Raw genomic sequence first — 26618 nt, 5'->3', positions numbered from 1 at the left:
TCGCCGCTCGAGTACCCCGAAGGGCCTTTCCGCTCGACTTGCATGTGTTAAGCACGCCGCCAGCGTTCGTCCTGAGCCAGGATCAAACTCTCCAAACAATGCCTGAAGAAATCCCGGCGAACACCACCACACCCGCTATCAAGCATGAGGTGTCAACCAAAGGAACCATCCCCACACACCGAAGCGTGTGAAGGACGGAGAAAATGCATAATCATGCACTGGCTTTTAACACACTGTTGAGTTCTCAAGAAACGGACGCGTACACCGTTCGCGATCGAAGCCGGAGTGGCTACGACCCCGTCAGGGGCGGGCATCTCGTTGATCAACTTTATCCGATTCGGACAATCCCCGTCAAATCAGCCGATCTGCCGTGAATCATCCCAAACCAACCAAAGTCTCTCTGCCCCGTCTCCAGGGCAACCCGTCTAACTTACCGAGTCGATCTGGCAGATGCAATTCGACCGCATCGACCTTGATCATCCGGAGGGTGAGACAGGGTGTGAGCAGGCTGGCAGCCCTCAAGATTTTTTGGATCTTTCGGGGCGCTCATCGCCGCCCAACGAGGGGAAACTCTAGCAGCATCCCAGGAGTGCCGGACGCAACTCTGGTAGCCGGTAAACCTTTCCTGCCTCTCAGCCATCCCTACCAACGAGCGATTTCGCGTTGGCGCAACCCGCCAGCAAGTCATCCGCAATCGCCTGACGTTACGAAGAGGGTGCGGGACTCCGCTGGCGCCACCCCGGTGCCCGGAACCCCGCCCGTGGAGGTGGTCATCATGACGCGGTCGGAGTTCGACGACATCCGCGCTCACATCGCGGCCGAGGAGGGCGACTCGGACGATCTTCTGCAGATCGCCCGAACCCTGCTGGACGACTTGGAGCAAGCGCGACTGCGCGAAGCGACCCTTCGCGCTCGGTACCTGGGTCTGCTGACGGCCGCACGTGCGACCGTGGCCTCCGACGCCGTCGGCGACCCCAATCCGCTGACATTCCTCCGGCACGAGCTCGGCAAGGCAGGACAAGTGCCCTCCGGGGACGAGGAGGTCGTGCGTATCCTTGCGGACGCGCGTACGGCGGAGGAACTGCTCGCCCACATCGACGAGGCCCAGCCGACCCGGCTGCGGACGAGCGCGAGGATGCGCCGGTGCGCGGGCGCCGGCCGGAGGCTGCCTCGCTAGCAACAATGCGGTGAAATCGGTGAAGCAACCTCGCTTGCCGAGATGACAGGCTTTGCCATGACATGAGGGTCGTCCTGGAAGACTTTCCTCATGTGGGAGCGGGGGCTGAACTGGGGGGCCATCACCCTGGTAGCGGTGTTCGGACTTCTGTGGCTGGGCGTGGTGGTGTTCGCCGCGACGACCGCCCCGGGATGGCTGCGCGCCGCCCAGGCGGTGCTGAGCATCGGCCTGATCGGCTGGGCGACGAAGAAGTCGCTTCTCCTGATCAGGACCATGGCGTGAGTCACTTCGCGTCGCCGTAGCAGGAGACCGCCACCGCCTCCATCGGGAAGCGGACCGAGGTCTCCCCGAAGATCAGCCGGGTGGCCTCCTCGGCCGCCCGGCCGACCGTCGCCGACACCTCGGCCGCCATCTCGTCCGGGCAGTGCACCATCACCTCGTCATGCTGGAAGAACACCAGCCTGGCCGGGGCCACCAGCCGCCCGCGGAGCAGCGCCATCAGGGTCAGGGCCCATTCCGCGGCGGTGGCCTGGACGACGAAGTTGCGTGTGAACCTGCCCCGGTCGCGGAGCGCCCGTGTGCCCTCGGGCCCGGAGACGAGGTTCGACCAGCGGGCGGACGGCGGCGGGCACGTGCGCCCCAGCCAGGAACGTACCAACCGGCCGTCCTCGCCGGCCTTCGCCGCGTCCTCCACGAAGGCGTAGGCCTGCGGGAAGCGCTGCCTCATCATGGCCAGCAGCTTCGGGGCGTCGCCGCTCGTCCCGCCGTACATCGCCGACAGCATGGCGATCTTGGCGTTGTCGCGCGCGCCGCCGAAGGACTGGGCGAGGGCCGCGTACAAGTCGATCTCGCCCGCGGCGCGGGCCAGGCCGCGGTCGCCGGCCATCGCGGCGAGGACCCGGGGTTCGAGCTGCGCCGCGTCGGCCACCACCAGCTTCCAGCCCTCGTCGGCGACCACCACGCGCCGCATGACCTTGGGGATCTGCAGGGCGCCTCCCCCGCTGGTCGCCCAGCGCCCGGAGACGACGCCTCCCACTACGTACTCGGGATGGAAGCGGTGGCCGCGCACCCATTGGTGAGCCCAGGTCCAGCCGTGGAAGCTGTAGAGCCGGGCCAGTTCCTTGTACGCGAGCAGGGGCGCGACCGCGGGGTGGTCGACCTGCTTGAGCACATGTGACCTGGTGGAGGAGACGGCGATGCCGGCGGACTTGAAGGCCTTGACGATCTGCTGCGGGGAGTCGGGGTTGACGGTGGCACCGAACGCGGCGCTCATCTGGTCGGCGAGCGCCTGGAGCTTGGCGGGCCGCATGCCGTGGACGGGCCGGGGGCCGAGGAGGCCGGTCAGCAGCTCGTCGTGGACGTCCTCGCGCCACGGCATGCCGTCGTGGGCCATCTCGGCGGCGATCAGCGCCCCCGCGGACTCGGCCGCGACGAGCAGGCGGAAGCGGCCGGGGTTCTCGGTGGCTTCGATGCGCCGGAGCTGCTCGGTGTAGACGTCGGTGACGTCGATCTCGGCGGGTTCGGGCTCGAACAGCGTGTCCTGCACGGCGTGCGCGCCCGAGCCGTCGTCGGGGACCGGGAGCCCGCGCAGCCGCGCGTACGCGGCCTCCGCCGACCTCGGCTCGCCGTACCTGCCTTCGTGGCCGAGCAGGAGCGCCTCGGTGAGGGTCAGGTCGTGGCAGCGCGCCGGCCGCACCTCGCGGGCGAGGAGCGCGGGGTAGACGGCGCGCGTGTCGGCCCAGATCCAGCGGGGGCGCGCGGACCGTTCAAGCTCGTCGACGGCATGCGCGAGGTCGCCGACGCGCCTCGCCGCCTCTCCGATCGGCCGCAGCGTGCCGCCCCGCGCGTCCGCCGTCACCGCGATCCGCATAGCCCGCAGACTATCCGAAGGGTCCGACGGTCTTCGATCACAGGTTCGAGTACCGCGCCGCCGCGTGTCCTCGGGGCTGTCGCGTTGCGTGGACGGGGGTGCGGGGGCGAGGCTGATCACATGCTTGCGTTGATCAGAGCCTGTCACCCTGGCCCCACGGTGGTCGTCACGGCGGCGGGCTGCGCGCTCGCCGCCGGGGTCGGGAGGGGCGCGGCGGGCACGGTCCTGGTCGGCGCCGCCGTGCTGAGCGGGCAGTTGTCGATCGGCTGGAGCAACGACTGGATCGACCGCGCGCGGGACCGCGCCATCGGCCGGGCCGACAAGCCGCTGAGCGCCGACGCCGTCGAGCCGCGCACGGTCGGGACGGCGGCGCTCGCCGCACTGGCCCTGTGTGTGCCGCTGTCGCTCGCGAGCGGGGTCCTGGCCGGGCTCGCGCACCTGGCCGCCGTCGCGTGCGGGTGGCTGTACAACGTCCGGCTCAAGTCGACCGTGGCCTCGCCGCTGCCGTTCGCGGTGGCCTTCGGGCTGCTTCCTGCGTTCGTGACCCTGGGGCTGCTAGGGCGGCCGTGGCCCGCGTGGTGGGCGCTCGCCGCGGGGGCCCTGCTGGGCATGGGGGCCCATTTCGCCAACGTCCTGCCCGACCTGCCCGACGATCTCGCGCTGGGCGTCCGGGGGCTGCCTCAGCGCCTCGGGCCCGTGGGCGCCAGGATCGGCGCCGCCGGCCTTCTGGTGTCCGCGTCCATCGTCATCACCGTGGCGCCCGAGGGACGTGGCGGCCCGCTCACACTGGCGGGGCTCGGGGCCGTGGCGCTCGTCCTCGGGGCGGGCGTGGTGGTGGCGCGGCGGTCGGTACGGCGGGCGGCCTTCGGCGTGATCGTCGCGGTGGCCCTGATCGACCTGACGATGTTCGTGGCCCAGGGCGGGCAACTGGCGTGATCTCCTCGCGGCCCGCGCGACGGCGTGCCATCCACGAGCGGCGTGCCCACCACGAGGCGGCGAAGGCCGGTGAAGCGGGAAACCGGGGGCCAACGAGAAAGGCCCTGGTCACCGGATTCCGGTGACCAGGGCCTTCGTGGTAGCGGGGGTAGGATTTGAACCTACGACCTCTGGGTTATGAGCCCAGCGAGCTACCGAGCTGCTCCACCCCGCGTCGGCTTGTGTTCAAAAGACTATCGGCCCTTACGGGCACTGGCAAATCGTTCGGCTCGACGCGCTCCCGGGTGGGGCGGCCGGTGCCGGCCGCCCCACCCGGGACACGCCTACGAGCTGGGTGTGGGTGTCGGAGCGGGCGTCGCCGGCGCGGACGCCGAGGACGACGGTGCGGGCGTCGCCGAAGGGGTGGCCGTGGGGGCCGCCTTCTGCTTGCCCAGCGCCGACTCCAGGTCCTTCAGGGCCTGCGCGAGCCGCTTCTGCGCCTCGCCGTACGCCGCGAAGTCACCGCTCTTGATCGCCTTCTGGCCGTCGTCGTACGCCTTCTGGGCGTTGTCGTAGGCCTTGGTGAGGTCGGTGGTGACCCCGGGCGTGTTCGGCTGGGTGGGCGTCGTCGGGGTGTTCGGGGTCGTGACCTGCTGCCCCTGGCCGAACACCTGGTCCAGCGCGTCCTTGAGCGTCGTGCCGATGCCGACGTCGGAGCCGAACATGACCAGGACCCTGGCCAGCGTCGGGTAGCGGGCGGAGTTCTGCACCTTGGGCTGGACGTAGACGGGCTCGACGTACAGCAGGCCCCCGCCGAACGGCAGGGTCAGCAGGTTGCCGTTCAGCGTCTCCGTGGTGCCGCCGATGCGCAGGTCGTTCAGGACGCTGGCCGCCTTCGTGTCGAAGGTGTTCTGCGCCTGTTTGGGACCTGGAATCGTGGTGTCGCTGGGTAGCTGGAGGATCTGGATCTTCGTGGTGGAGTCGCCGGTGGCGTCCACCGCCATGAAGGCCGCCAGGTTGTCCCGGTTGTTCGGCACCATCGTGGTGGTCAGCGAGAAGCGTGGCCCCGGCTCGTTGGGCATGCGCAGCGTCACGTAGTACGGGGGCTGCTTGGTCTTGTTGCTCGCCGGGTCCTCAGGCACCTTCCAGAAGTCCTGACCGCCGTAGAACGCGTTGGCGTCGGTGACGTGGTAGTTGCCGAGGATGTCGCGCTGCACCTTGAACAGGTCCTCGGGGTAGCGCAGGTGGTCCATGAGCTGCGTCGGGATCTTGGACTTGGGCTGGATCACCCCGCCGAAGGCCTTCTCCCAGGTGCGGAGCAGCGGGTCCTGGTCGTCCCACGCGTACAGCGAGACGGTGCCGTCGTAGGCGTCCACCGTCGCCTTCACCGAGTTGCGGATGTAGTTGATGTGGTCGCGCGGCTGCTGCGGCGTGAGCTGGCGCTCGGTCGAGGTGTCCCGCGTCATGTCGCCGAAGCTGCGGCGCTCGGAGTACGGGTAGTCCTCCGACATCGTGTAACCGTCCACGATCCACAGGATGCGCCCGTTGACGACCGCGGGGTACGGGTCGCCGTCCAGGGTGAGGAACGGCGCCACCTGCTGGACCCGGTCGCGGGGGTCGCGGTTGTACAGGATGCGGGACTTGCTGTTGATGTCCGAGGACAGCAGCATGTTGGTCTCGCCGTACTTGCCGGCGTAGAGCAGGCGGGTGAAGAAGTTGCCGATCGGCACGCCGCCCTTGCCGGTGTAGGTGGTGTTCTCCTGGCCGCTGCCCTGGGGGGTGCTGCTCTGCTCGGGGAAGTCGAGCTCGATGTTGTCGTTGACGACCTTCCCGTTCACGACCTTCTGGTTGCCGCCCACGATGGAGTACTCCGGCGAGTTCTCGCCGAAGTAGATGCGCGGCTCGAAGGTGCCGAGCCCGTTGGTGGGCGGGATGTCCTTCACGATGAAGTCGGGCTTGCCCTGGGGGTCGGTCTTGCTGCCGGACCCGGCGACGAACCCGAAACCGTGGGTGTAGACCAGGTGGTTGTTGATCCAGTTGCCGTCCGGCGGCTGGCCGATCTCCCGCACGGCCACGACCGTGTCGCGGGAGGCCCCGTCGATCGTGTAGCGGTCGACGTCGAGCTGCTCGGGGAACTGGTAGTAGCCCTTGATCTGCTGGAGCTGCTGGAAGGTCGGGGACAGCACCGTCGGGTCGAGCAGGCGCACGCCCGGGATCGTCGAGACCTCGCTCTGCAGCTCCTGCTGGGTGCCCTGCGTCTTGGCGCTGTACGCGGCCACCTCGGCGGACGCGACACCGTAGGCGTCTCTTGTCGCCTCGATGTTGCGCTTGATGTACACCTGCTCCTTGCTCTGCTGGTTCGGCTTGACCTGGAACTGCTCGACCAGCGCCGGGTAGACGCCGCCGACCAGGACGGCCGAGAGCACGAGCAGGCCGAGGCCGACGCCCGGGAGCATGCCACCGGGCCGCACGACGCCGGCGAAGAAGAGCGCGGCGCAGATCAACGCGATGATCGCGAGGATGCTCTTGGCGGGGAGCACCGCGTTGACGTCGGTGTAGGAGGCGCCGAAGACCTTGCCCCGGTCGGAGAACACCAGGCCGTAGCGGTCGATCCAGTAGGCGACGGCCTTGAGCAGCACGAACAGGCCCACCAGCACCGAAAGGTGGACCCGGGCCGCGCGGGTGGCGTGCACGCCGGGCGACTGCAGCCGGAAGCCGCCGTACAGGTAGTGGACGATCGCCGCGACGATGATCGAGATGATCACCGCGGTGAACAGGAAGTTCAGCAGCATCCGGATGAACGGATACGTGAACATGAAGAATGAGACGTCCATGTTGAACAGCGGATCAGGCCGGTTGAACGACGATCCGTTGATGAACAGCAGCCATGTCTTCCACTGCCCGGCCGTGGAGGAGCCGGTGAACAGGCCGAGCATCGCCAGCCCGATGATGAAGACCAGCTTGCGGTGCGGGTCGACCGCCGCGCGGTAGCGGTCGGCGCCCTGCGATGAGCCGCCGAACATGCCGATCCCGAAGAGGGGACGCGCGCGGTAGGCCAGGATCATGTTGCCGCCGACGATGGCGCCCATGATCAGGGCGCCGAAGACGAACAACAGGAGCTGGGTCACCAGCATGGTCGAGAAGACCGAGGTGTACCCGACCGAGTCGAACCACAGCCAGTCGGTGAAGATGCCGGCGAAGACGAAGAACAAGATCACGATCGCGACGAGAGTGATCGCGACGGGCACGAGAAGCCGCGGCCGGCGGGGCAAACGCATCGCCCGACCCGCGCCGGGGTTCCGGAAGGTCAAGGCCCACCCCTAGATTTCACGAGTAACGGTCCGTGTCTGGCAACCTACACCGGTGGTGCGGGTCACGTTCCAAGCCCTGAGCACGGTCAGGCCACAACTTGCGGCGGGCACGCGAGCCGCGTCCGTCAAGGACACGGCCGTGGACCCGGCTCGGCGCGCGGGCGGCGCCATCGGAAACGGCGTGCGCGCACACGTGCCCCAACGCCCCGGCCGGGCGAGGGGTTCCCCGCCGCCGCGTGAGTCCGCCCGGCGCGGTGTCATCGGGCCGGGCAACTAGCCACCTGTCCTGAGCCCGTGCGTAGCGCGTCGACCGCCTGGACGGCCTCGTGCATCGTGCTCACCTTCACCAGGCGCAGCCCCTTGGGGACGGCCTGGACGGCGTCGTCGCAGTTGTCGGCGGGGGTCAGGAAGACCGTGGCCCCCGCGTCGCGGGCGCCGACCAACTTCTGCTGGATGCCGCCGATCGGGCCGACCTGGCCGTCGGGGGTGATCGTGCCGGTGCCGGCGATCGACCTGCCGCCGGTGAGCGGGCCGGGGGTGAGCTTGTCGTAGATGCCGAGCGAGAACATCAGGCCGGCGCTCGGGCCGCCGACGTCCCCGACGTTGACGTTGACGGTGAACGGGAACTTGAACTGGGAGCCCATGATCACGCCGACGATGGAGCCGCTGGGGCCGCTGATCGTGCCGACCTCGACGGTCATGGGCTTGCCGCCCCGCACGATGGTGAACCTCACCTGCTCGCCCGCCTTGTGCTTGCGCACCCCGGCCGCGACCTCGTCCACCGTGCGCACGGCGGCGCCGTCGACTTCGGTGATCTCGTCGTTCGGCAGCAGTTTGCCGTCGGCGGGCTTGCCCTTCTGGGTGGAGGCGACCGCGACGTAGACCTTGATGGGGATCTTCAGCTCGGTCAGCGCCGCGGCGGTCGCGTCCTGCTGGGAGCTGCTCATCTCCTGGGTGTTCTGCTGCTCGACCTCTTTCACCGAGACGGCCTTGGGGAAGATCGTCTCTTCGGGGACGACCGCCACGGTCGGGTCCATCCAGCCGCGCAGCGCGGTGAGCAGGTCGATGCGGGCCTCGGGTCCGCCCTGGTAGGCGACGGTGACCAGGCTGAGCTTGCCCGTGGTGGGGTAGGTCTGGTGGCCCGAGACGGTGATGACGGGTTTGCCCTTGACGTCACCGAGGGTGTTCTCCGTCGGCCCGGGGCTCAGCGCGACGTACGGCACGGGCAGCAGCGCACCGGCGCCGCCGAGCACGAGCGTGAGCACGCCCGCAACCATCAACGTCAGACGTCGTCGGGACATGGGGGCAACTCTATGCGCTCCCCGCGACCAGGGTTACGCGGACACACACAGGGCGGACATCCAGGTCAATCGCATCCCCTGGGCCGGTGAAGTGCCTGCTCAGCCGCAACTGCCGACCCATTCGGCCGTGCCGTCGGCGAAGCGCTGGTGCTTCCAGATGGGCACTTCCCGCTTGAGATCGTCGATCAACCGGCGGGACGCCTCGAAGGCCTCCCCACGGTGCGCGGCGGCCACCGCGACGATCACCGCCCTGTCGCCGATCCGGAGATCGCCCACCCGGTGGACGGCGGCGAGCAGGGTCCCGGGGAAGTCCGCGGCGACCTTCTCGGCCACCCGGCGCAGCTCCGCCTCGGCGGTCGGATGGGCCGAGTACGACAGCAGGGTGACGGCCTCTCCGTGATCGTGGTCGCGCACGGTGCCGACGAACAGCGTCGTCCCGCCCGCACCCTGGTCACCGACGGCCGCGAGCACCTCGTCGACGGAGAGCGGGGTGTCACGAATGCCCAGCAAACGGATGGCGTCCACGCCACGAGGGTACTCCGCGTCCCGGGCCTCGCCCGGAACGGCGGTGCCTCCGGCGGCTCCCGCCCCACCGGCCGGCCCAGGGGGGAACGGGCGTCCGCAGGTCAGCGCGGCCGGCCGGGCGCCGCCCCCTAGGCGGCCATAGATCCACCCCGGGCCGATCAGGTGCGCCGCTTGCGGCGGGCGGCGCGGACGATGGCGGCGGTGCCGATCACCGCGACGGTGGCGCCGGCGGCGGTCAACGTGGCGTCCTTGCCGGACAGACGGCGGCCGACGACGGCGTGCTTGCCCTCGCGGAGGTCCAGAAGCTGCTGGAACGCGTCCTCGTTGGTCCACGCGGGCTTCCACCCGGCCGCGCGCAGCGAGGCGCAGTCGACCACCCACGGGTAGACCACGTAGTGCAGGTCGGTCGCGGGGGCCGGGGTGATCCCGAGCCGGTGGAGGCGTTCGGCGGTGCCGAAGGTCAGCACGGCGGGCAGTTCGAAACGCCGCAGGCCGGACAGCTCCTCGACCTGCTCCATCTCCAGCCATCCGTCGCTGCCGACCGTCACGACGCCGGTGACCTGGCCGAGGGCCGCCATTTCGAGCGCCGAGACCAGGTCCTCCACGTGGCAGAACTGCCAGCGGGGCGCCGAGCCCTTGACCGTGAGCAGGCGCGGGGCCTCGAAGTGGCGGGTGACCACGGTGTCCATCCCCGGGCCCACGACGGCGGCCGGCCGCAGCACGGTCACGTCGAGGCCCGGATGGCTGCGCAGGCAGCGCCGGACGAGCGCCTCGATCTCCAGGTGGTCGCCGACCACGCCCGAGTCGGGCTCGGCGGCCACCGGAGCGCCCTCGGGTAGCGGGACCGGGTTGTCGGGCACCGCCCCGTAGACCATGGCGCTGGTCACAACGACCACGCGCCGTACGCGCGCGGCGGCCGAGGCCGTGAGCACGGTCTGGGAGGCCCTGAGGTTGTAGGCGCGGCGCTCGGCCGGATCGGAGTCGAGCGAGTAGTCGGCGGCCAGATGGACCAGGACGTCGACGTCGGAGATGCGGTTCGCCAAGAGCGGATCTCGGACATCGAGCACCCGCCAGGTGACGTCCGCGACGTCGCCGCGATGGTCGTCGATCGCCACCACGCGGCGGAAATCCGCAGACGAGGCGACCCTGGAGAGGAACTCTCTCCCCAGCCCGGTGGCCGCGCCGGTGACGGCGACGACCGGGGGCCGGAGGCGTTTCGAGGTAGGCACGAGGTCCTCACTTTGCACTGATCCGCCCTGCGACGGATAACGTGGCGGATGTGGACTCCTCCATCCTGCACGAGGTAGAGCGGTGACTGACCTGCCAGGTCGCGAAAACGACCCCAACGAGAACCCGTTCGCGATGTTCGGCGATCCGGAGCAGATGGCCGCGGCCATGCGACAGTTCGCCGACATGCTCTCGGCCCCGGCGGGCTCAGGGCCCGTCAACTGGGACATGGCCAAGAACATCGCGCGCCACGCCGTGGTCGCCGAGGGCGATCCGAGCGTCATGGAAGGCGAGCGCCGCCAGATCGTCGACGCGCTGCGCCTCGCCGACCTGTGGCTGAACGAGGTCACCGAACTACCCTCCGGATTGACCGCGCCCGAGGCGTGGAGCCGTTCGGAGTGGATCGAGAAGACCGTCCCGGTCTGGAAGCGGCTGTGCGACCCGATCGCCGAGCGCATGGTGGAGACCATGGGCGGCGCCCTGGGCTCGGCCGGCCTCGGCGAGCTCGGCGGCGAGGGCCAGGCGGCGATGGCCGCCCAGTTCGGCCCGCTGATGGGCATGATGCGCCAGATGGGCGGCATGATGGTCGGCAGCCAGATCGGCCAGGCCCTCGGCACGCTCGCCCCCGAGGTGATCGGGTCCTCTGACATCGGGCTGCCACTCTCGGAGACCGCGGCCCTGCTGCCCGGCGGGATCGCCGCGTTCAGCCACGGCCTGGAGATCCCCGCCGAGGAGATCCGCCTCTACCTGGCGCTCCGCGAGGCCGCGCACCACCGGCTCTTCCAGCACGTCCCATGGCTGCGCGGCCAGCTCTTCGGCGCCGTCGAGGAGTACGCCAAGGGCATCACCGTGGACACCTCCGCCCTGGAGGAGCAGATCCGCGGGCTCGACATCAACAACCCCGAGCAGCTCCAGGAGGCCCTGAGCGGCGGCGCGCTGCTCAAGCCCGAGGAGACCGAGCGGCAGAAGGCCGCGCTGGCGCGGCTGGAGACCATCCTGGCGCTGGTCGAGGGCTGGGTGGGCACGGTGGCGGACGCCGCCGCCGAGGGCAAGCTGCCCTCCTCCGCCGCCCTTTCCGAGACCGTCAGGCGGCGCCGCGCGACCGGAGGGCCGGCCGAGCGCACGTTCGCCACCCTGGTCGGGCTGGAGCTCCGCCCCCGGCGGCTGCGCGAGGCCGCCGCGCTGTGGCAGGCGCTCGCCGCCGCACGCGGCGTGGACGGGCGCGACGCGGTGTGGTCCCACCCTGACCTGATGCCGACCGCGGCCGACCTGGACGACCCCGAGGCGTTCGTCCGGGGCGAGGCCAAGTTCGACCTGTCGGATTTCGATGACCAGAACGGCCGGGAGAAGCCCGGTGACGCCTCCGGATCTCCGGGTTCGGAGGGCGGGCCAGGCGACGGCGGCCCGAAGGAGCCCGGCGACGGATGACGTTACGCGACCAGGCGCGAGCCGCGCTGACCCGGTGGACGGCCCCCACACCCGCCGAGGAGTCGCTCCGTAAGGAGTTCCTGGACCACCTGAACGACCACGACGACGCCATGTGGCGCTCGTGCGCGCCGGGTCACCTCACGGCCACGACGGCCGTGCTGTCGCACGACGGCGGCAAGGTGCTGCTCACCCTGCATCCCAAGGCGGAGATGTGGCTGCCCATGGGCGGGCACTGCGAGACCACCGACGCCTCGCTCGAAGGCGCCGCGCTGCGCGAGGCCACCGAGGAGTCGGGCATTCCCGGGCTCCGGCTCCTTGAGGGGCCGCTCGCGCTCGACCGGCACCAGGTGTGGTGCCATCCGCCGCACAGCTGGCACCTCGACGTCGAGTACGGCGCGGTGGCGCCGCCGGGGGCCGAGTACGTGATCAGTGACGAGTCCCTGGAGCTGCGGTGGGTGCCGGTGGACGACATCCCCGAGCCGACGGACGAGGCGACCCGCAGGCTGGCCCGCCGCGCGCGGGCACTCCTGCTGTCCTGACCGTTTGCCCGTGAGCCTTCCTTCTTGGTGACACGCCCCTGGTTGGCCGGGCTTCTTGACGCCTCCCATACATCGTCTGGATAAGGTCGGACTGGTAACACCGAGGCGAGCCGGGGGACGGGTGAACACCACGACCGAGACATCGGTGGGCGGAGTGATCGTGACTCCGTCCCGCTTACGACGGCTTCGCCTGCGGGTGCCGGGCACACTCGCCTGGCTCGCGGTGACGCCCTTTGCCGCCTGGGCGGTCGCCCGGGTGGCCGGCCTCGAGCGTGGATCGTTCCCGGCGCAGATCATGACGGCCACGCCGTACGCGGCGGCGGGTTCGCTGCTGCCGATGCTGCTCGCCGTGCTGTCCAGGAAGAAGGCGGTGACCGCGGTCGCGGTGGCCACGACGGCCGCGATGGGGTTCAGCGTGCTGCCGCGCGCGTTCGGGGACGCCCAGCCGACGACCGGCCGGCCGTTCACGGTGCTCACGGCCAACCTGTTCTTCGGCCGAGGGGACGCCCAGACAGTGGTGGACCTGGTCCGCCGCCACCATCCCGACATCCTCAACACCCAGGAGCTCACCCCCGAGGCCGTGGCCAACATGGACGCGGCCGGGCTGAAGGAGCTGATGCCCTACCGCGTCCTGCAGGACGAGTGGAGCGCGGCGGGCAGCGGCATCTACTCCAGCCATCCGATCACCCAGATCAACGGGCTGTTCCAAGTCGTCGGCCACAACATGCCGGCGGTCAGGATGACCCTTCCGGGTGGCGCCGAGCTGGAGATCGTCGACGTGCACACCTACCCGCCGCTGGGCCCGCAGGTGACGCAGTGGACCGAAGGGCTCCGCGCCCTGCCGCCGGGGCCGTCGACCGGGCCTTTCCGTATCCTCGCCGGTGACTTCAACGCGAGCCTGGACCACGCCGAGATGCGGCGGCTGGTGGCACGGGGTTACCACGACGCCGGCGACACCATGGGCGAGGGCCTGATCCCGACCTGGCCGGCCGGCAAGCGGGTGCCCCCGCTGATCACGATCGACCACGTGCTCGCCGACCACCGCGTGTCGGTGCGGGGCTACCAGGTGTTCGACGTCCCGCACACCGACCATCGCGCCGTGCTCACCGAGCTCTCCCTCCCGGCCCCCTGATCATCCGCGCTTCCCGCGGTGCTTTCAGGCGGTGAGCAGGGAGCGGGTGTTGTCCCAGCCTTCTAGGCCGGGGTCCAGGCGGGCGATGTCGGCGGGGACGCGCAGGCGGTGCCAGCCGGGGCCGGTGGCCACCATGCGGCTGCCGGGCGCCTGGTTACGGAGCAGCGCGACCACGTCGGGCTCGTCCATGCCCGCCTCGGCCCAGGAGGGGAACGGCAGCCGGGCCGCCATCGCCACCGCGCCGCCGCCCGAGGCCGGGCAGATCGCGATGGACGCGCGGCCCAGCTCGCGGAAGAGCTTGCCGATCAGCAACGGGGGCAGGTCGGGCGCGTCACCGCTGATCACGACCGCCTCCTCGCCGTACGGCTGGAGCGCGGCGAACGCCTCGGCGGGGCCGCCAGGGTCGGGGATCGACAGGACGCGGGTGCCGGGCCAGGCGAGGTCCTCGAGCCCGTCCACGCCGGCGGCGAGGATCACGGGTTCCACCAGGTCGAGCCCGGCCACGATCTCGTAGGTGTCCTCGGCGAGGGCGAGCAGGAACTCGGCGGGGTCGACCCCGGGCGGAGCCGCCCTGCCCATGGCGGGGGTGACCAGTACGGCCGCGAGCCTCAACATTCCTCCGTGGAGCCGTTGGCGGCCATGGAGTAGCCCTCGAGGAAACCGCGGGCCCGCTCCGCCTTGGGGTAGCGCTCCACCAGCGCCCAGAAGCGGGGGCCGTGGCTGGGCACCAGAAGGTGGACCAGCTCGTGCATGATCACGTAGTCGACCACCCAGGCGGGCATGCCGCGTAGCCGGGTCGAGAGCCGGATGCTGCCGTGGTCGGGCGTGCACGACCCCCAGCGGTGCCGCTGGTTCTCCACCCACCGCACGCTGGTCGGGCACGCCTTGTCGTCCAGGTAGCGCGCGGCCAGGTCCCTGGCCCGTTCGAGCAGGTCGTCGTCGCTCGGGCGCCGTCGCTGTTCCTTCGCGGCGAGCCGGTCGAGCATCCGGCGCACCCATTGTTCCTCGTCCATGCTGCTCAAACCGGCAGGCAGGAGCACGATGGTCTTGTCGCCATCGCGATATGCGGATACGGTCCGCCGTCGGCGTGCACTCCGGCGGACCTCGACTGTCTCGGGGGGCACATATGCACGGTAGCCGAGAGTTCTGGGATTCCACAGGGGGTGAATCACGTTTTCCCTGGTCAATCCGCGTTCGCGTAATGTTCAGCTACCACAGGACTCACATCCGCCCCACGGGGCGGTGAGGTACGGAGGGGCGCGGTCCGTCCACAGCCCCGCCCGGCACGGGGGTTCCGGCCGGATATGGCGGAAAGGTTGTCCACAGGGGGCGTGATCGGGCTCCGGTGGCCGGCGGCCGTGTGCCAGGCTGCGCGATCGTGACCTCACCCCCCGCTCCCACCTCCCCCTTTCCGCCCCTCCCCCGTCCGGACGCCTCCGGGCGGCAACCGGTGCGGCCCAGGCTCAAACCGGCGTTGCGGTTGCTAGAACGTGACGCCCGCACGCTGCAGCTCGGGGTCCATCCGCTCCGCGCGGTGGTGCTCACCGACCTCGACCCCCGCATGCGCGGGTTCGTGGAGAGCCTGGACGGCACCCGCACGCTCGACGAGCTGATCGGCCGGAGTGATCTCGACGAGGGCACCGTGCGCCAGGTCGTGCGGCTGCTGACCGAGCGCGGCGTGCTCGACGACGCCGCCGTGCGGCCGGAACCGCTGCGCGGGCTGACCTCGGCCGAGCGCGACCGGCTCGGGCCCGACCTCGACGCCCTTTCCTTGTCGGCCGCCGACGCCGGTGACGGAGGTCTCACCGCGCTCGACCGCCGCCGCGGGGCCTACGTCCGGGTGTACGGGGCGGGGCGGATCGGCGCCCAGGTCGTGGCCCTGCTCGCCGCGGCCGGCGTCGGCCATCTCTGCGTGGTCGACCCGGGCACCGCCCGCGACCAGGACGTAGTCCCCGGCGGGCTGTCGTACGCCGAGACCGGCGGCAGCAGGGAGGACGGCGCGGTGGCGGTGGCCCTGCGGGTGGCGCCGGGTGTCAACGCGTGGACCGGCCGCACGGCCTCCCAGCTCACCGACGGGGCGCGCCGCCCCGATCTGGTCGTCCTCGCGCCGGTGGGACCGCTCGACGCGGTGGTGGCCCGGGAGCTCGTGGCGCTCCGGATCCCGCACCTTCTGGTGACCGCCGGGGAGGGCGTCGGCTCGGTCGGCCCTCTCGTCCTGCCGGGGCGCACCTCCTGCCTGCACTGCCTGGAATTGATCCGGCGCGACCGTGACCCGTCCTGGCCGGCGGTCGGGGCGCGTCTCGGCGGTTTTCCCGCCGGGGAGATCGCGTGCGACACCGTACTGTCAACGCTGGTCGCGGCCCAGGCGGCCGGTCACGCGCTGGGTTCTGTCGACGGCCTGGAGCCCGTTGTGACGAATAGCACAGTTGACGTAATGCCTGATTGGCGTTGGAAAAAACGCTCCTGGAGCAGACATCCACAATGTCGTTGTAGTCGAAACCAGTTCGGACCGCTAACAATGGTCGCGTGAGTGACTTCCCCCAGCACGCCGTGACGCGTTCCGCCAAGCTGGCGACGCTCCCCTTGGGGTTCGCCGGCCGCACCGCCCTGGGACTGGGCAAGAGGATCGGTGGGAAGTCCGCCGAGATCGTCGCCCAGGAGATCCAGCAGCGCACCTCCGAGCAGGTCTTCCGCGTCCTGGGCGAGCTCAAGGGCGGTGCGATGAAGCTCGGTCAGGCACTGTCGATCTTCGAGGCGGCGCTCCCGCCCGAGATCGCCGGGCCGTACCGCGCGACGCTGACCAAGCTGCAGGACGCGGCGCCCCCGCTTCCGGCCTCCACCGTGCGCGCGGTCCTCACCGAGCAGCTCGGCGACGACTGGCGGGAGAACTTCCTGGAGTTCGACGAGACCCCGACCGCCGCCGCCTCGATCGGCCAGGTGCACAAGGCCGTCTGGCACGACGGCCGGGAGGTGGCCGTCAAGATCCAGTACCCCGGGGCCGGCAAGGCGCTGCTGACCGACTTCAACCAGCTCGCCCGGCTCGGGAAGCTGTTCGGGGTGCTGCTGCCCGGCCTCGACATCAAGGCCGTGCTGGGCGAGCTGAGGGAGCGCATCTCCGAGGAGCTCGACTACCTCAGGGAAGCCGAGGCCCAGCACGGGTTCGCCCAGGCCTACCTGGACGATCCCGACTTCTTCGTGCCGGACGTCATCGCCGCCAACGAGCAGATCCTGGTCACCGAATGGATGGAGGGCACCCCGCTCTCCAAGGTCATCTCCGCGGGGACCAAGGAGCAGCGCGACCATACCGGGCTGCTGTTCGTGCGGTTCCTGTTCAGCGCCCCCGCCCGCGCGGGCATGCTGCACGCCGACCCGCACCCCGGCAACTTCCGCGTGCTGCCCGACGGCCGGCTGGGGGTGCTCGACTTCGGCGCCGTGAACCGCATGCCCGAGGGGTATCCCGAGGTCTTCGGCACGCTGACCCGCATCTTCAACAAGGGCGACATGCCGACCGTGGTGCAGGGGCTGCGCGACGAGGGGTTCATCCGCCCGCACATCGAGGTCGACGAGGAGGCCCTGCGCGCCTTCCTGGCCCCGTACGTCGAGCCGACGCAGGTGGAGGAGTTCACCTTCAGCCGCGAGTGGCTGCAGCGGCAGGTCGCGACCGTCACCGACCTGCGCCCGACGAACGTGGTGCGCCAGCTCAACCTTCCGCCGTCGTACGTGCTGATCAACCGGGTGCACGCGGCCGGCATCGGCGTGCTGTGCCAGCTCGGCACCACCGCGCGGTTCCGCGACGAGGTGGTCCGCTGGGTGCCGGGGTTCTCCGACGACGACCCCGAGGGCAGGCCCACCGCCCTGGCCACCTCCTAGAACGGCGGCCCTGTCAGGCAGGCCGGTTCACCCAGGGTCGGTGCCGGGGGCGGGCGCGGCGTGGAAGGTGCGGCGGTAGGCGATCGGCGAGATGCCGATGGCGGCGCGCAGGTGCTGCCGCAGGGAGTTGGCGGTGCCGAAACCGGCCCGGTCGGCGATGTGGTCGATCGTCAGGTCGCTGGTCTCCAGCAGCCGCCGGGCCAGCTCCACCCGCTGGGCGGTGAGCCAGCGGCCCGGGGTCATGCCGGCCTCGGCCCGGAAGCGCCGGGTGAAGGTGCGCACGCTCATCCGCGCGTGCGCGGCGAGTTCCCGCAGGGACAGCGGCTCGTGCAGGTGCTCAAGCGCCCAGGCGCGGGTGAGCGCGACGGTGGCCGCCGACGGCTCGGGCACCGGCTGCTCGATGTACTGCGCCTGGCCGCCGTCCCGCCAGGGCGGGACCACGCAGCGGCGGGCCACCTGGTTGGCCGTCGCGCTGCCGTGGTCGCGGCGCACCAGGTGCAGGCACAGGTCCACGCCCGCGGCGGCGCCCGCCGAGGTGAGGATGTCGCCGCCGTCCACGAACAGCACGTCCGGGTCGACCCGCACCCGGGGGAAGGTCCGCTGGAAGTGCCGGGCCTCCTGCCAGTGGGTGGTCGCGACCCGGCCGTCCAGCAGGCCCGCGGCGGCCAGCACGTACGCCGCGGTGCAGATCGACACGACGCGGGTGCCCGGCCGGATCAGCGCGAGGGCGGCGGCCAGGGGCGGAGGGAGGGCACCGGGCTCACCGACCTCGCCGAAGGCGGCGGACGGCGGTATTACCACGGTGTCCGCCGTGGCCAGCGCGGTGGCGTCGTGCTCGACGACGATCGCGAAGCCCGCCGAGGTGCCCACCGGCCGGCCGTCCAGGGTGCAGGTGATCACCTCGTAGAGCGGTTCGCCGCCCGGCCCCTGGGCGCCGCCGAAGATGCGCGCCGGGATGCCCAGCTCGAACGGGATGACGCCTTCGAGGGCGAGGACGACGACACGATGCATGGCCAGATCCTGTCACATGATGGCCAACTGGCCACTTTCTGGTGGTCCTCCCCCTGGGCAGGCTGGTCCCGGAGCGCGTGACACGACGCGCCCCCTCGCAGGAACGGGACACGATGCGCCCCTCGCAGGACGGGACACACGATGCGCCCCCTCGCAGAAACGGGACAGCGGATGAACGAGGACAGCAGGGGAACCGGGCCTCGGATGCGGGCGATCAGCCCGCGGTCCTGGGGCGGGCCGGAGGTGCTCACCGAGATCGAGGTGGACCGCCCGAGCCCCGGGGCGACGGAGATCCTGGTGCGGGTGCGCGCGGCCGGGGTCAACCCGACCGACTGGAAGGCGCGGTCCCACGGAGGGCTGGGCCTGTGGGGCGACCCGGTCATCCTGGGCTACGACGTGTCGGGGGTGGTCGAGGAGGTGGGGCTCGGCGTGACGTTGTTCCGGCCCGGGGACGAGGTGTTCGGCATGCCGCGCTTCCCGCACCAGGCGGGCGCCTACGCGGAGTACGTCACCGGCCCCGCGCGGCATTTCGCCCGAAAGCCGCCGATGATCGACCACGTGGAGGCGGCGGCCCTGCCGCTGGCGGCGCTGACGGCGTGGCAGAGCCTGGCCGAGACGGCGGGCCTGCGTGCCGGGCAGCGCGTCCTGGTCCACGCCGCCGCCGGGGGCGTCGGCCACCTGGCCGTGCAGATCGCCAAGACGTTCGGCGCGTACGTGATCGGGACCGCCCGCGCGGCCAAGCACCCGTTCCTCTCCAAACTGGGCGCCGACGAGGTGATCGACTACACGACGGCCGACTTCGCCGAGGCGGTCCGGGACGTGGACGTCGTCCTGGACACCGTCGGCGGGGACTACGGGCGCCGGTCGCTGCGGGTGCTGCGCGAGGGCGGCGTCCTGATCACGCTCGCCTCCCCGGCCGACGTCCCGCCCCCGGACGAGGCCGGGCGGGCCGGCGTCCGGTCGGGATTCCTGCTGGTCGAGCCGGACCACGCCGGCATGAAGACCATCGCGGGGCTGGTTACCGATGGGCTGCTGCGCGCCGAGGTCGGCACGGTCCTGCCGCTGGCGGAGGCGGCGCGAGCCCACGAACTCGGCGAGACCGCCCGCACCACCGGCAAGATCGTCCTGACCGTCGGCCCATGATCCTTTGCGGGCGGCCGTCCGGCCGACGTCCGAGCGTGCCTCCTCCGGCCGCCCGTGCCAACCGTCTCGGACGGCATCCTCCCCGCCACAGCCCCCTCGGTTCAGACGGCACCCTTCCGGCCACGGCCCGCCTCAGCGATCGTGCGGCGGTGGGAATGGTGGACGATTCTGGGGGTAATTGAAAGGGCCGGCCCGGATTCTTCCGGGCCGGCCCTTTCGATTGTCATTCTCCGGCCGCGATTCCCTGCGCCCCGGGAGGCGGTGACGTCAGGGTGTCGCGGTCAGCCGGTCACGTCGCTCACGCCATGCGGGCGAGTGCGTTGCGCAGGCGTACGGAGGCGCGTTCTGCCTGCTTGCGGGCCTTGCGGATCCGCTGGATGCGGTAGACGAGGCGTTGTTCCTCGGCTTCGCGGTGCAGAGATTGTATTCGGTCCTGCACCAGTTCTTTATACATATAAGGCAGTTCGCCGGTACCTGCGGGGATGAAGCTCATCGGAGTGGTCCTTTCGATTCTTCAAGCTGTGGTTGAGCTGATTTTCTGCGTGTACTTCAGGCCGCGACCGGAGTCTTACGGGGACGGCCCCTCGGCCTCTTCTTGGGTACGACCGCTCCCCTGATGACGAGCTCACCGCCCCAGACGCCCCACGGCTCCTCGCGCTCCAGCGCGCGGGCCAGGCAGGCCTTCTGGATCGGGCACCCACCACAGAGTGCCTTGGCGAACTCGACGTCGTCGGGGGACTCGGCGAACCACAGGTCGGGGTCGGTACGACACGGGATATCGGCTTCGTCGACCAGGTCCATGGTCGTCCAAACCGCCATCTGCGTCACCTTTCTGCTGCTGTCTGATCTGGTCGTTTACCTCTTGTGGTGGTCGGATCTGGCGGCCGAACAACAAGAAGGCCGCGGATCCTGGGTACGGATCCGCGGCCTGGAGGCTTTCAACCGGTCAGGTTATGACCGGTTGCCTCCAGGGTGGCGGACCCTGCACCCCACCATTGGCGGAGCTCGTGGTCTGCGGGTCGCTTCCCGGGCGGCCGAAGACGGCCGGACGGTCGGTGACCATGACGGGGGTGGCGTACGCGAAGGCGGCCGAGCCCAGGGCAGCCTGGACGCGGGCAGTCTTCTCATGCCGCAGTTTCGCCGCACCGTCGACCATGAGGCCGAGGGTGGCCGGCGTCATCGGAGCGATGGCGCGGCCAGCGGTGTGGACAACGGCGCTGCCACTGAGGGAAGCGAGCCACGGCGTGGCGGGCGTCGGAATGATAGTCAGCTTCACAGTGGTCACCTCCCTCTCGTTTGCGGGGCCGGACAGTGGTCGTCCGACCGGCTTGTGCACGACTCTAAACGTGGACCATGCAGCCCGGCAACATATTTTCTACCTGCGATTTCACGGATTCGCTACACGGATCATGCACTCCTGAACCACCGACACCGCGAGCTCCCCAGAGGGGGTGAACATCTGTCCCTGGGCGAGGCCGCGGGCGCCGCCGGACCAGGGTGACTCCTGGGCGTACAGCACCCAGTCGTCGACCTTGAGCGGCCGGTGGAACCACATGGCGTGGTCGAGCGAGGCGCCGGTGACGTTCGAGGCGCCCCACGCCAGCCCGTGCGCGAGCAGGACGGTGTCGACCAGCGTGTAGTCGGAGGCGTAGGCGGCCAGCACGACGTGCAGCAGCGGGTCGTCGGGCAGGTCGGCGTCGTAGCGGAACCACACCTGGGTCTCGGAGCCGCGCAGCGAGGGGTCGCGGTGGGCCTCCCAGGTGAGCGGGGTGACGTACCGCGCGTCGACCGGGCGCGGCTTGGCCAGCCAGTCGCGCCACGGCTCGGTGTCCCCGACCAGCCCGCGCATGCGGTCGCGGAAGAGCGGCAGCGTCTCGGGGCCGGGCACCGACGGCATGTCCGCCGCCTGGTGGCTCACGCTTTCCTCGTGGATGTGGAAGGACGCCGACAGCGTGAAGATGGTCTTGCCGTGCTGGATGGCGACCACGCGCCGGGTCGTGAACGACCGGCCGTCGCGGACGCGCTCGACGTTGTACACGATCGGGATCACCGGGTCGCCCGGCCGGATGAAGTACGCGTGCAGGGAATGGACCGTGCGGTCCGAGGGCACCGTGCGCCCGGCCGCCACCAGCGCCTGCGCCGCCACCTGCCCGCCGAAGACCCGCTGGATGCGCTCTTCCGGGCTCCGCCCCCGGAAGATGTCACACTCGATCTGCTCCAGGTCGAGCAGGTCGAGCACCTCCTTGAGCGCTTCGTTCACGTCACTTCCCCTCCGCGGCAGATGTCCAGTACGGCCTCGCCGTACCGCTCCAGTTTGACGCGGCCGATTCCGGCGATCGCGAGCAGGTCCTCCTGTGAGAGCGGGACCCGCTCGGCCATCGCCTGGAGCGTAACGTCTGTGAACACCACATAGGCGGGCACTTTTGCTTCTTTCGCCGCCTCCGCCCGCCACAGCTTGAGACGTTCGAGCAGCTCCTGGTCGAAATCGGCGGGGCAGGTCGCGCAGCGGCCGAGCTTCTGCTCGGCGCCCACGGTCAGCGTCTTGGCGCAGACCCGGCACTGGATCGTCGTCGCGACGCGGGCCTGCGCGGAGCGCCGTTCGCGCGCCGGCGCGGCCGTACGGCCGCCGCCCGAGGCGGGGCCGGTGAGCCCGTCGAGGAAGCGCGACGGGCGCCGGGCCTTGCGCCCGCCCGGCGAGCGGGCCAGCGCCCAGGAGAGGTGGAGGTGCGCGCGGGCGCGGGTGACGCCGACGTACAGCAGGCGCCGCTCCTCCTCCACCTGCTCGGGACGCTCGGCGTAGATGATCGGCAGCATGCCGTCGGTCAGGCCGACCAGGAACACCGCGTCCCACTCCAGGCCCTTGGCGGCGTGCAGGGACGCGAGCGTCACGCCCTCGATCGGCGGGGCGTGCTGCTCGGTCGCGCGGCGCTCCAGCTCGGCGACGAAGCGCGGCAGGTCACCGCCCTCGGCCGCCAGGTCCTCCGCCAGCTCGGCGATGGCGTTCAGCGACTCCCACTTCTCCCGCGCGGACCCGCCGCCGGGCGGCTCGACGGTGAGGCCGATGCCGGCGAGGATGCCGTGGACGGCCTGCGCGAGCGGCTCCTCGTCGTTGGCCGAGCGGGCGGCGCCCCGCAGCAGCACGACCGCCTGCCGCACCTCAGGGCGCTCGAAGAACCGCTCGGCGCCGCGCAGGAGATAGGGGACGCCCACCTGCGTGAAGGCCTGCTCGTACGCCTCGGACTGGGCGTTGACCCGGAACAGCACCGCGATCTCGCGCGTGGGCACGCCCTTGGCCACGAGCTCCTTGACGCGTTTGGCCACCGTCTCGGCCTCGGCGGGCTCGTCGTCGCACTCGGCGAAGACGGGCGCCGGCCCTTCGGGCCGCTGCGCGACCAGTTCCAGGCGATGGGGAGTGCGCGCCTTGGCGAGCAGGCTGTTGGCCAGGCCGACGACCTGGGGTGTCGAACGGTAGTCGCGGACGAGCTTGACGACCGCAGCCGAGGGATGCTCGACGGCGAAGTTGGTGAGGTAGCGCGGGGTCGCGCCGCTGAAGGAGTAGATCGTCTGGTTCGGGTCGCCGACGACGCAGATGTCCTCGCGCCCGCCAAGCCAGGTGTCCAGCAGAAGCTTCTGCAGCGGGTTGACGTCCTGGTACTCGTCGACCACGAAGTAGCCGTACTGCCGGCGGATCTGGGAGGCGACCTCGTCGTGCTCGGTCATCACCGCGGCGGTGAGCTCCAGGATCGTCTCGAAGTCGACGAGGTGGCGCCGGCGCCTGAGCGTCTCGTACGCCTCGTAGAGCCGCGCGACCTCCTCCGCGGGGACCGGCGGTGTGCGGCCGGCCTTGGCGGCCAGCGCCGGATAGTCCTCGGGGCCGACCTGGGTGACCTTGGCCCACTCGATCTCGCTCGCGACGTCGCGCAGCTCGCCCCGGTCGGGGTTGCGGCGCAGCTCGCGGCAGGCCTCGATGAGGACGGGCAGCTTGGACTCGACCACCTTCGGCGGGTCGCCGCCGATGACGCGGGGCCAGAAGTAGGTGAGCTGGCGCAGCGCGGCGGCGTGGAAGGTGCGCGCCTGCACGCCGTGCGCGCCGAGTTCGCGCAGCCGCTGCTTGAGCTCGCCCGCCGCGCGCGTGGTGAAGGTGACGGCCAGCACGCTGTGCGGCTCGACGACACCCGTCCGTACGGCGTGGGCGATGCGGTGGGTGATCGCCCGGGTCTTGCCCGTGCCCGCGCCCGCGAGCACGCAGACCGGTCCCCTGACCGTCTCGGCCACCTCACGCTGCTCCGGGTCGAGCCCGGCGAGTGCGTCTTCGCGCTGCAACTGGGCCTCCTAACGTGCGATGCGGACGGGTGTGCTGGCATCATCCTTCCAGCAGCGAACCGCGCGCGTCGCTTCGCCTGTGCACAACTCTGGGCCTCACGTGCGTGATCATGGCTGTGGGCTGTGCGCGAATCCGGCGATCGTGCGTGCACAACCGGGGCGTTTTGCCCCACAATGAGGTGCCATGATTCCGGGGAAGGAAAGAGCCCAGTGAGAAGTGCGGTAACGGTGGGTTCACTCGCTCTGGCAGCCGTCCTCCTCGTACCCTCCGCCGCGCTACCGGCCGGTGCGACCGCCTCGTCGACGCCCACCCCCACTCCGGTGCCCACCGAGGACGCCCTCGCCGCCACCGTCGTGCGCACCTATTCCTATGGGCGCGAGTCGGCCCGCCAGCGGATGGACGTGTGGTGGCAGCCCAACGCCGGGCGCAGGCCGGGGGTCTTCGTCATCCACGGCGGCTGGTGGAACAGCGGCGACAAGAAGCCGATGGCCGAGGTCACCCGCCTATATGCCGAGATGGGCTACACGGTCTTCAACATCAACTACCGGCTCGCGCAGGAGGCCGCCTGGCCGGCCCAGCGCGACGACACGCTGGCCGCCATCTCCGCCGCCCGCAGGCACGCGGACTACTTCTCCTTCGACCCCGACCGCTACGTCATCATCGGGTTCTCGGCCGGCGGTCACATCGCGACCTCGGTCGGCACCTACAAGGACGGCATCCCTGGCCTGCGCGGCGTCGTCGGGGTGTCACCGGTGGTCTCCCCGCTCACGGCGTACTCCGACGGAGACGAGGGGGCCGACTACGACCAGCGCAAGCTCCGTCAGGCGGCCATCGCGCTCGCGGGCGGCTGCCGCCCGACCGGTCCCTGCGCGCGGGTCTGGTCCAGCATGGAGGTGCCGTGGCACGCGAGCGCGCACGACGCGCCCATGCTGACCGTGCACTCCAAGGACGAGTTCGTGCCCGCGTACCAGAGTGAGCTGCTGAAGGAGCAGCTCAACCAGGTGGGCGTGGCGATGAACATCCGCATCGTGCCGGGGATCAACCACAGCATGCTGCTCTACCGCGAGCCCGGCGTCGCGACGGGCATCCAGGAATGGGTCGCGGGCAAGCTGGCCGCGCCGGCGCCGAAGGCGCAGGGACAGAAGGCGGGAAGCCGCCTGCCCGGGCTACGCAAGGTCGGCGCGCGGTAGGCCGGTTCCAAGGCGGTTCGACCAGGTCGCGGACCGCTGCGGATCGGGAACGCAAGCGGTCGCGGGCCGGGGAATACGAGCGGTCGTGGACCGGGAACACGAGCGGTCGCGGGCCGGGAACACGAGCGGTCGCGGACCGGGAACACGAGCGAGGCTCGGAGTGTTGCCAGCTAGTGCAACGCCACTCGGAGGACGTGAAGGGATAAATCACGCTATGGCGCTCAAGGTCTACACCACAAGCTGGTGCGGTCCGTGTAAGCGGCTGAAGAGCCAGCTCACCCGGGAAGGCATCTCCTACCAGGAGATCGACATCGAGGCCAACCCGCAGGCGGCCGAGTTCGTGATGAGCGTCAACGGCGGGAACCAGGTCGTCCCCACCGTGGTCCTCGACGACGGCACCGCGCTCACCAACCCCTCCGTCATCCAGCTGAAGGGCCACCTGGCCCGCATCAGGACCTGACCGTCCTCCGCCCGCCGCCCCGGCGGGTCACCAGTCGCCGGGGATGGCGGAGCCGTACCACGTCTCGATGAGGCGACGGGCGATCGAGACGCCCGGGGGAAGCCGGATGTCGCCCTTCTCCACGGCGGCCAGCAGCTCGGACCGGCTGACCCAGAACGCCTCGACGATCTCCTCGGAGTCGCACGTGATCTCGGTGGTGGTGGCCCGCGCGAAGAACCCGAGCATCAGGCTGCGGGGGAACGGCCACGGCTGGCTGCCCAGATAGCGCTGCGCGGTGACGGTGATGCCCACCTCTTCGAGCACCTCACGGGCGACGGCCTGCTCCAGCGACTCGCCGGGCTCCACGAAACCCGCGAGGACCGAGAACCGTCCCTCCGGCCACTGCGGGCCGCGCGCCAGCAGGCAGCGGTCGTCCTTGTCGTGGACCAGCATGATGACCGCGGGGTCGACCCTCGGGAAGTGCTGGCTGCCGTCGTCCGGGCAGACGCGCATGTGGCCGCCGGCGACGACGGTCGTCGGGGAGCCGCACCTCGGGCAGTGGTCGTGGGTCGCGTGCCACCCCTCCAGGGCCACCGCGTTGACCAGCAGGCCGGCGTCGCGGTCGCCGAGCGCCGCGCCCGCCTTCCGCAGCCCTTCGGAGGCGATGTCGGCCCAGTCGAGCACGTCCTGGACGGCGCCGGCGACTTCGGTGCCCTCCGGGGGGCGCGGCAGCGTGTCGACGGCGACCGCGAAGTACGCGACGTCGTCGGCGTCGACGCCCAGAAGGTAGCGCTCGCCGGGCGGGGCTTGGTGAGGGGCGAGGAACACCAGGTCGGCCGTGCCGTTGTGCCGGCGGATCAGGGTCTCGCCGTCGTGGACGAGCAGGACGCGGGACGCCGGGTCGGCCCATGCGGTCTTCAGCCAGGCCTCGTCGTTGCGGTGGACGGCGGACCTGTCCACCCCGCCTCGCGCCAGAAGCAGGGGTCCGAGCAGCCCCTCACCCTGCGGGATCTCCTCCACGCGCGCCTCCTTCCGGCAGGCTGCCCATCCTATGCCGCCTGCGCGGAGCGCCCGGAACGTTGTCCACACCCCGCCGCCCCGGGGCCGTTCACGAGGCGTGCTCGGGCAGCCCCGCGACAACACGGACATTCAGCCTGATTACCATGTCCAGCAGCGGATGGATCTCCGTGCGGCTAAGATGCGCTGGTTAGGTTAG

General features: G+C 70.8%; 25 protein-coding genes, 1 tRNA gene and 1 rRNA gene. 11 read left to right on the top strand and 16 right to left on the bottom strand.

Annotation, left to right across the window (positions count from 1 at the left end; all coding sequences use genetic code 11):
* Positions 1-98, bottom strand: a 16S ribosomal RNA gene (locus NYZ98_RS08855); the annotation flags it as partial.
* Positions 99-775: 677 nt separating this feature from the next.
* Between NYZ98_RS08855 and NYZ98_RS08850 the strand changes: the two genes are divergently transcribed.
* The gene (locus NYZ98_RS08850) at positions 776-1177 is read left to right on the top strand and encodes a hypothetical protein (RefSeq protein WP_262842076.1); all 402 of its coding nucleotides are present in this window, start codon (positions 776-778) and stop codon (positions 1175-1177) included.
* Between the two features lie 90 nt (positions 1178-1267).
* Positions 1268-1459 carry a hypothetical protein gene (locus tag NYZ98_RS08845; protein WP_262842075.1) on the top strand — a complete coding sequence of 64 codons (192 nt, stop codon included), beginning with the start codon at positions 1268-1270 and terminating at the stop codon, positions 1457-1459.
* A 1-nt stretch (position 1460) separates the two neighbouring features.
* Here NYZ98_RS08845 and NYZ98_RS08840 read toward each other — a convergent pair whose 3' ends face one another.
* Positions 1461-3047: a bifunctional 3'-5' exonuclease/DNA polymerase gene (locus NYZ98_RS08840; protein WP_262842074.1), complete on the bottom strand. Its 1587-nt coding sequence runs from the start codon at positions 3045-3047 to the stop codon at positions 1461-1463.
* A gap of 120 nt (positions 3048-3167) precedes the next feature.
* On the opposite strand from NYZ98_RS08840, the gene NYZ98_RS08835 reads away from it, so the two are divergent.
* Positions 3168-3983, top strand: coding sequence for a UbiA family prenyltransferase (locus tag NYZ98_RS08835; protein WP_262842073.1), 816 nt, complete (start codon positions 3168-3170; stop codon positions 3981-3983).
* Positions 3984-4120: 137 nt separating this feature from the next.
* On the opposite strand, the gene NYZ98_RS08830 is transcribed toward NYZ98_RS08835, so the two are convergent.
* The 5 genes from NYZ98_RS08830 to NYZ98_RS08810 form a co-directional block, all read right to left on the bottom strand.
* Positions 4121-4197 (bottom strand) — tRNA-Met (locus tag NYZ98_RS08830).
* A gap of 109 nt (positions 4198-4306) precedes the next feature.
* On the bottom strand, positions 4307-7240 hold the full coding sequence (locus NYZ98_RS08825) for a UPF0182 family membrane protein (protein WP_262842072.1): 2934 nt from the start codon (positions 7238-7240) through the stop codon (positions 4307-4309).
* Between the two features lie 290 nt (positions 7241-7530).
* A complete protein-coding gene (locus NYZ98_RS08820) occupies positions 7531-8574 on the bottom strand; it encodes a YlbL family protein (RefSeq protein ID WP_262842071.1) in 1044 nt (347 codons plus the stop codon).
* 99 nt (positions 8575-8673) lie between these two features.
* Positions 8674-9099 (bottom strand): molybdenum cofactor biosynthesis protein MoaE, encoded by a 426-nt coding sequence (locus NYZ98_RS08815; RefSeq protein WP_262842070.1) that lies wholly within the window; start codon positions 9097-9099, stop codon positions 8674-8676.
* A gap of 158 nt (positions 9100-9257) precedes the next feature.
* Positions 9258-10328: an NAD-dependent epimerase/dehydratase family protein gene (locus NYZ98_RS08810; RefSeq protein ID WP_262842069.1), complete on the bottom strand. Its 1071-nt coding sequence runs from the start codon at positions 10326-10328 to the stop codon at positions 9258-9260.
* Between the two features lie 82 nt (positions 10329-10410).
* On the opposite strand from NYZ98_RS08810, the gene NYZ98_RS08805 reads away from it, so the two are divergent.
* From NYZ98_RS08805 to NYZ98_RS08795, 3 genes are all read left to right on the top strand, one after another.
* On the top strand, positions 10411-11754 hold the full coding sequence (locus NYZ98_RS08805) for a zinc-dependent metalloprotease (protein ID WP_262842068.1): 1344 nt from the start codon (positions 10411-10413) through the stop codon (positions 11752-11754).
* Complete coding sequence (locus NYZ98_RS08800) at positions 11751-12293, top strand: NUDIX hydrolase (RefSeq protein ID WP_262842067.1); 543 nt, start codon at positions 11751-11753, stop codon at positions 12291-12293. The genes NYZ98_RS08805 and NYZ98_RS08800 overlap by 4 nt, the downstream gene beginning before the upstream one ends.
* 160 nt (positions 12294-12453) lie before the next feature.
* Positions 12454-13425, top strand: coding sequence for an endonuclease/exonuclease/phosphatase family protein (locus tag NYZ98_RS08795; RefSeq protein ID WP_262842066.1), 972 nt, complete (start codon positions 12454-12456; stop codon positions 13423-13425).
* A gap of 24 nt (positions 13426-13449) precedes the next feature.
* Here NYZ98_RS08795 and NYZ98_RS08790 read toward each other — a convergent pair whose 3' ends face one another.
* A complete protein-coding gene (locus tag NYZ98_RS08790; RefSeq protein WP_262842065.1) occupies positions 13450-14040 on the bottom strand; it encodes a glycosyltransferase family protein in 591 nt (196 codons plus the stop codon).
* Positions 14034-14549 (bottom strand): M48 metallopeptidase family protein, encoded by a 516-nt coding sequence (locus tag NYZ98_RS08785; RefSeq protein ID WP_262842064.1) that lies wholly within the window; start codon positions 14547-14549, stop codon positions 14034-14036. The genes NYZ98_RS08790 and NYZ98_RS08785 overlap by 7 nt, the downstream gene beginning before the upstream one ends.
* 356 nt (positions 14550-14905) lie before the next feature.
* Here NYZ98_RS08785 and NYZ98_RS08780 point away from each other — a divergent pair, with 356 nt between their 5' ends.
* Together NYZ98_RS08780 and NYZ98_RS08775 are read left to right on the top strand one after the other, a co-directional pair.
* Positions 14906-15955, top strand: a complete 1050-nt coding sequence (locus NYZ98_RS08780) for a ThiF family adenylyltransferase (protein WP_262842063.1) — start codon at positions 14906-14908, stop codon at positions 15953-15955.
* Positions 15952-17295 (top strand): ABC1 kinase family protein, encoded by a 1344-nt coding sequence (locus tag NYZ98_RS08775; RefSeq protein WP_262842062.1) that lies wholly within the window; start codon positions 15952-15954, stop codon positions 17293-17295. Before NYZ98_RS08780 ends, NYZ98_RS08775 begins: the two co-directional genes overlap by 4 nt.
* A gap of 27 nt (positions 17296-17322) precedes the next feature.
* Here the strand turns inward: NYZ98_RS08775 and NYZ98_RS08770 are convergent, their stop codons facing one another.
* Positions 17323-18306 (bottom strand): GlxA family transcriptional regulator, encoded by a 984-nt coding sequence (locus tag NYZ98_RS08770; RefSeq protein WP_262842061.1) that lies wholly within the window; start codon positions 18304-18306, stop codon positions 17323-17325.
* A gap of 171 nt (positions 18307-18477) precedes the next feature.
* On the opposite strand from NYZ98_RS08770, the gene NYZ98_RS08765 reads away from it, so the two are divergent.
* Positions 18478-19449: an NADP-dependent oxidoreductase gene (locus tag NYZ98_RS08765; protein WP_262842060.1), complete on the top strand. Its 972-nt coding sequence runs from the start codon at positions 18478-18480 to the stop codon at positions 19447-19449.
* A gap of 298 nt (positions 19450-19747) precedes the next feature.
* Here the strand turns inward: NYZ98_RS08765 and NYZ98_RS08760 are convergent, their stop codons facing one another.
* From NYZ98_RS08760 to NYZ98_RS08740, 5 genes are all read right to left on the bottom strand, one after another.
* The gene (locus NYZ98_RS08760; protein WP_262842059.1) at positions 19748-19942 is read right to left on the bottom strand and encodes a hypothetical protein; all 195 of its coding nucleotides are present in this window, start codon (positions 19940-19942) and stop codon (positions 19748-19750) included.
* A gap of 56 nt (positions 19943-19998) precedes the next feature.
* Positions 19999-20268 carry a WhiB family transcriptional regulator gene (locus tag NYZ98_RS08755; RefSeq protein ID WP_262842058.1) on the bottom strand — a complete coding sequence of 90 codons (270 nt, stop codon included), beginning with the start codon at positions 20266-20268 and terminating at the stop codon, positions 19999-20001.
* Positions 20269-20395: 127 nt separating this feature from the next.
* Complete coding sequence (locus tag NYZ98_RS08750; RefSeq protein WP_262842057.1) at positions 20396-20725, bottom strand: hypothetical protein; 330 nt, start codon at positions 20723-20725, stop codon at positions 20396-20398.
* 111 nt (positions 20726-20836) lie between these two features.
* A complete protein-coding gene (locus NYZ98_RS08745; protein ID WP_262842056.1) occupies positions 20837-21709 on the bottom strand; it encodes an acyl-CoA thioesterase in 873 nt (290 codons plus the stop codon).
* On the bottom strand, positions 21706-23772 hold the full coding sequence (locus tag NYZ98_RS08740; protein ID WP_262842055.1) for an ATP-dependent DNA helicase UvrD2: 2067 nt from the start codon (positions 23770-23772) through the stop codon (positions 21706-21708). Before NYZ98_RS08740 ends, NYZ98_RS08745 begins: the two co-directional genes overlap by 4 nt.
* 228 nt (positions 23773-24000) lie before the next feature.
* On the opposite strand from NYZ98_RS08740, the gene NYZ98_RS08735 reads away from it, so the two are divergent.
* Positions 24001-24963 carry an alpha/beta hydrolase gene (locus NYZ98_RS08735; protein WP_262842054.1) on the top strand — a complete coding sequence of 321 codons (963 nt, stop codon included), beginning with the start codon at positions 24001-24003 and terminating at the stop codon, positions 24961-24963.
* Between the two features lie 214 nt (positions 24964-25177).
* Entirely contained in the window at positions 25178-25423 is a 246-nt protein-coding gene (locus tag NYZ98_RS08730) for a mycoredoxin (RefSeq protein WP_262842053.1), read from the top strand.
* A 27-nt stretch (positions 25424-25450) separates the two neighbouring features.
* Here NYZ98_RS08730 and nudC read toward each other — a convergent pair whose 3' ends face one another.
* The gene (gene nudC, locus NYZ98_RS08725) at positions 25451-26422 is read right to left on the bottom strand and encodes an NAD(+) diphosphatase (protein WP_380706777.1); all 972 of its coding nucleotides are present in this window, start codon (positions 26420-26422) and stop codon (positions 25451-25453) included.
* Positions 26423-26618: the final 196 nt, after the last annotated feature.

Origin of the sequence: Sphaerisporangium corydalis (genome assembly GCF_025506355.1) — a bacterium.
Lineage (GTDB): Bacteria > Actinomycetota > Actinomycetes > Streptosporangiales > Streptosporangiaceae > Sphaerisporangium > Sphaerisporangium corydalis.
Note: the sequence above shows the minus strand (reverse complement) of the source record. Positions and strands in the feature narration are given on the sequence as shown.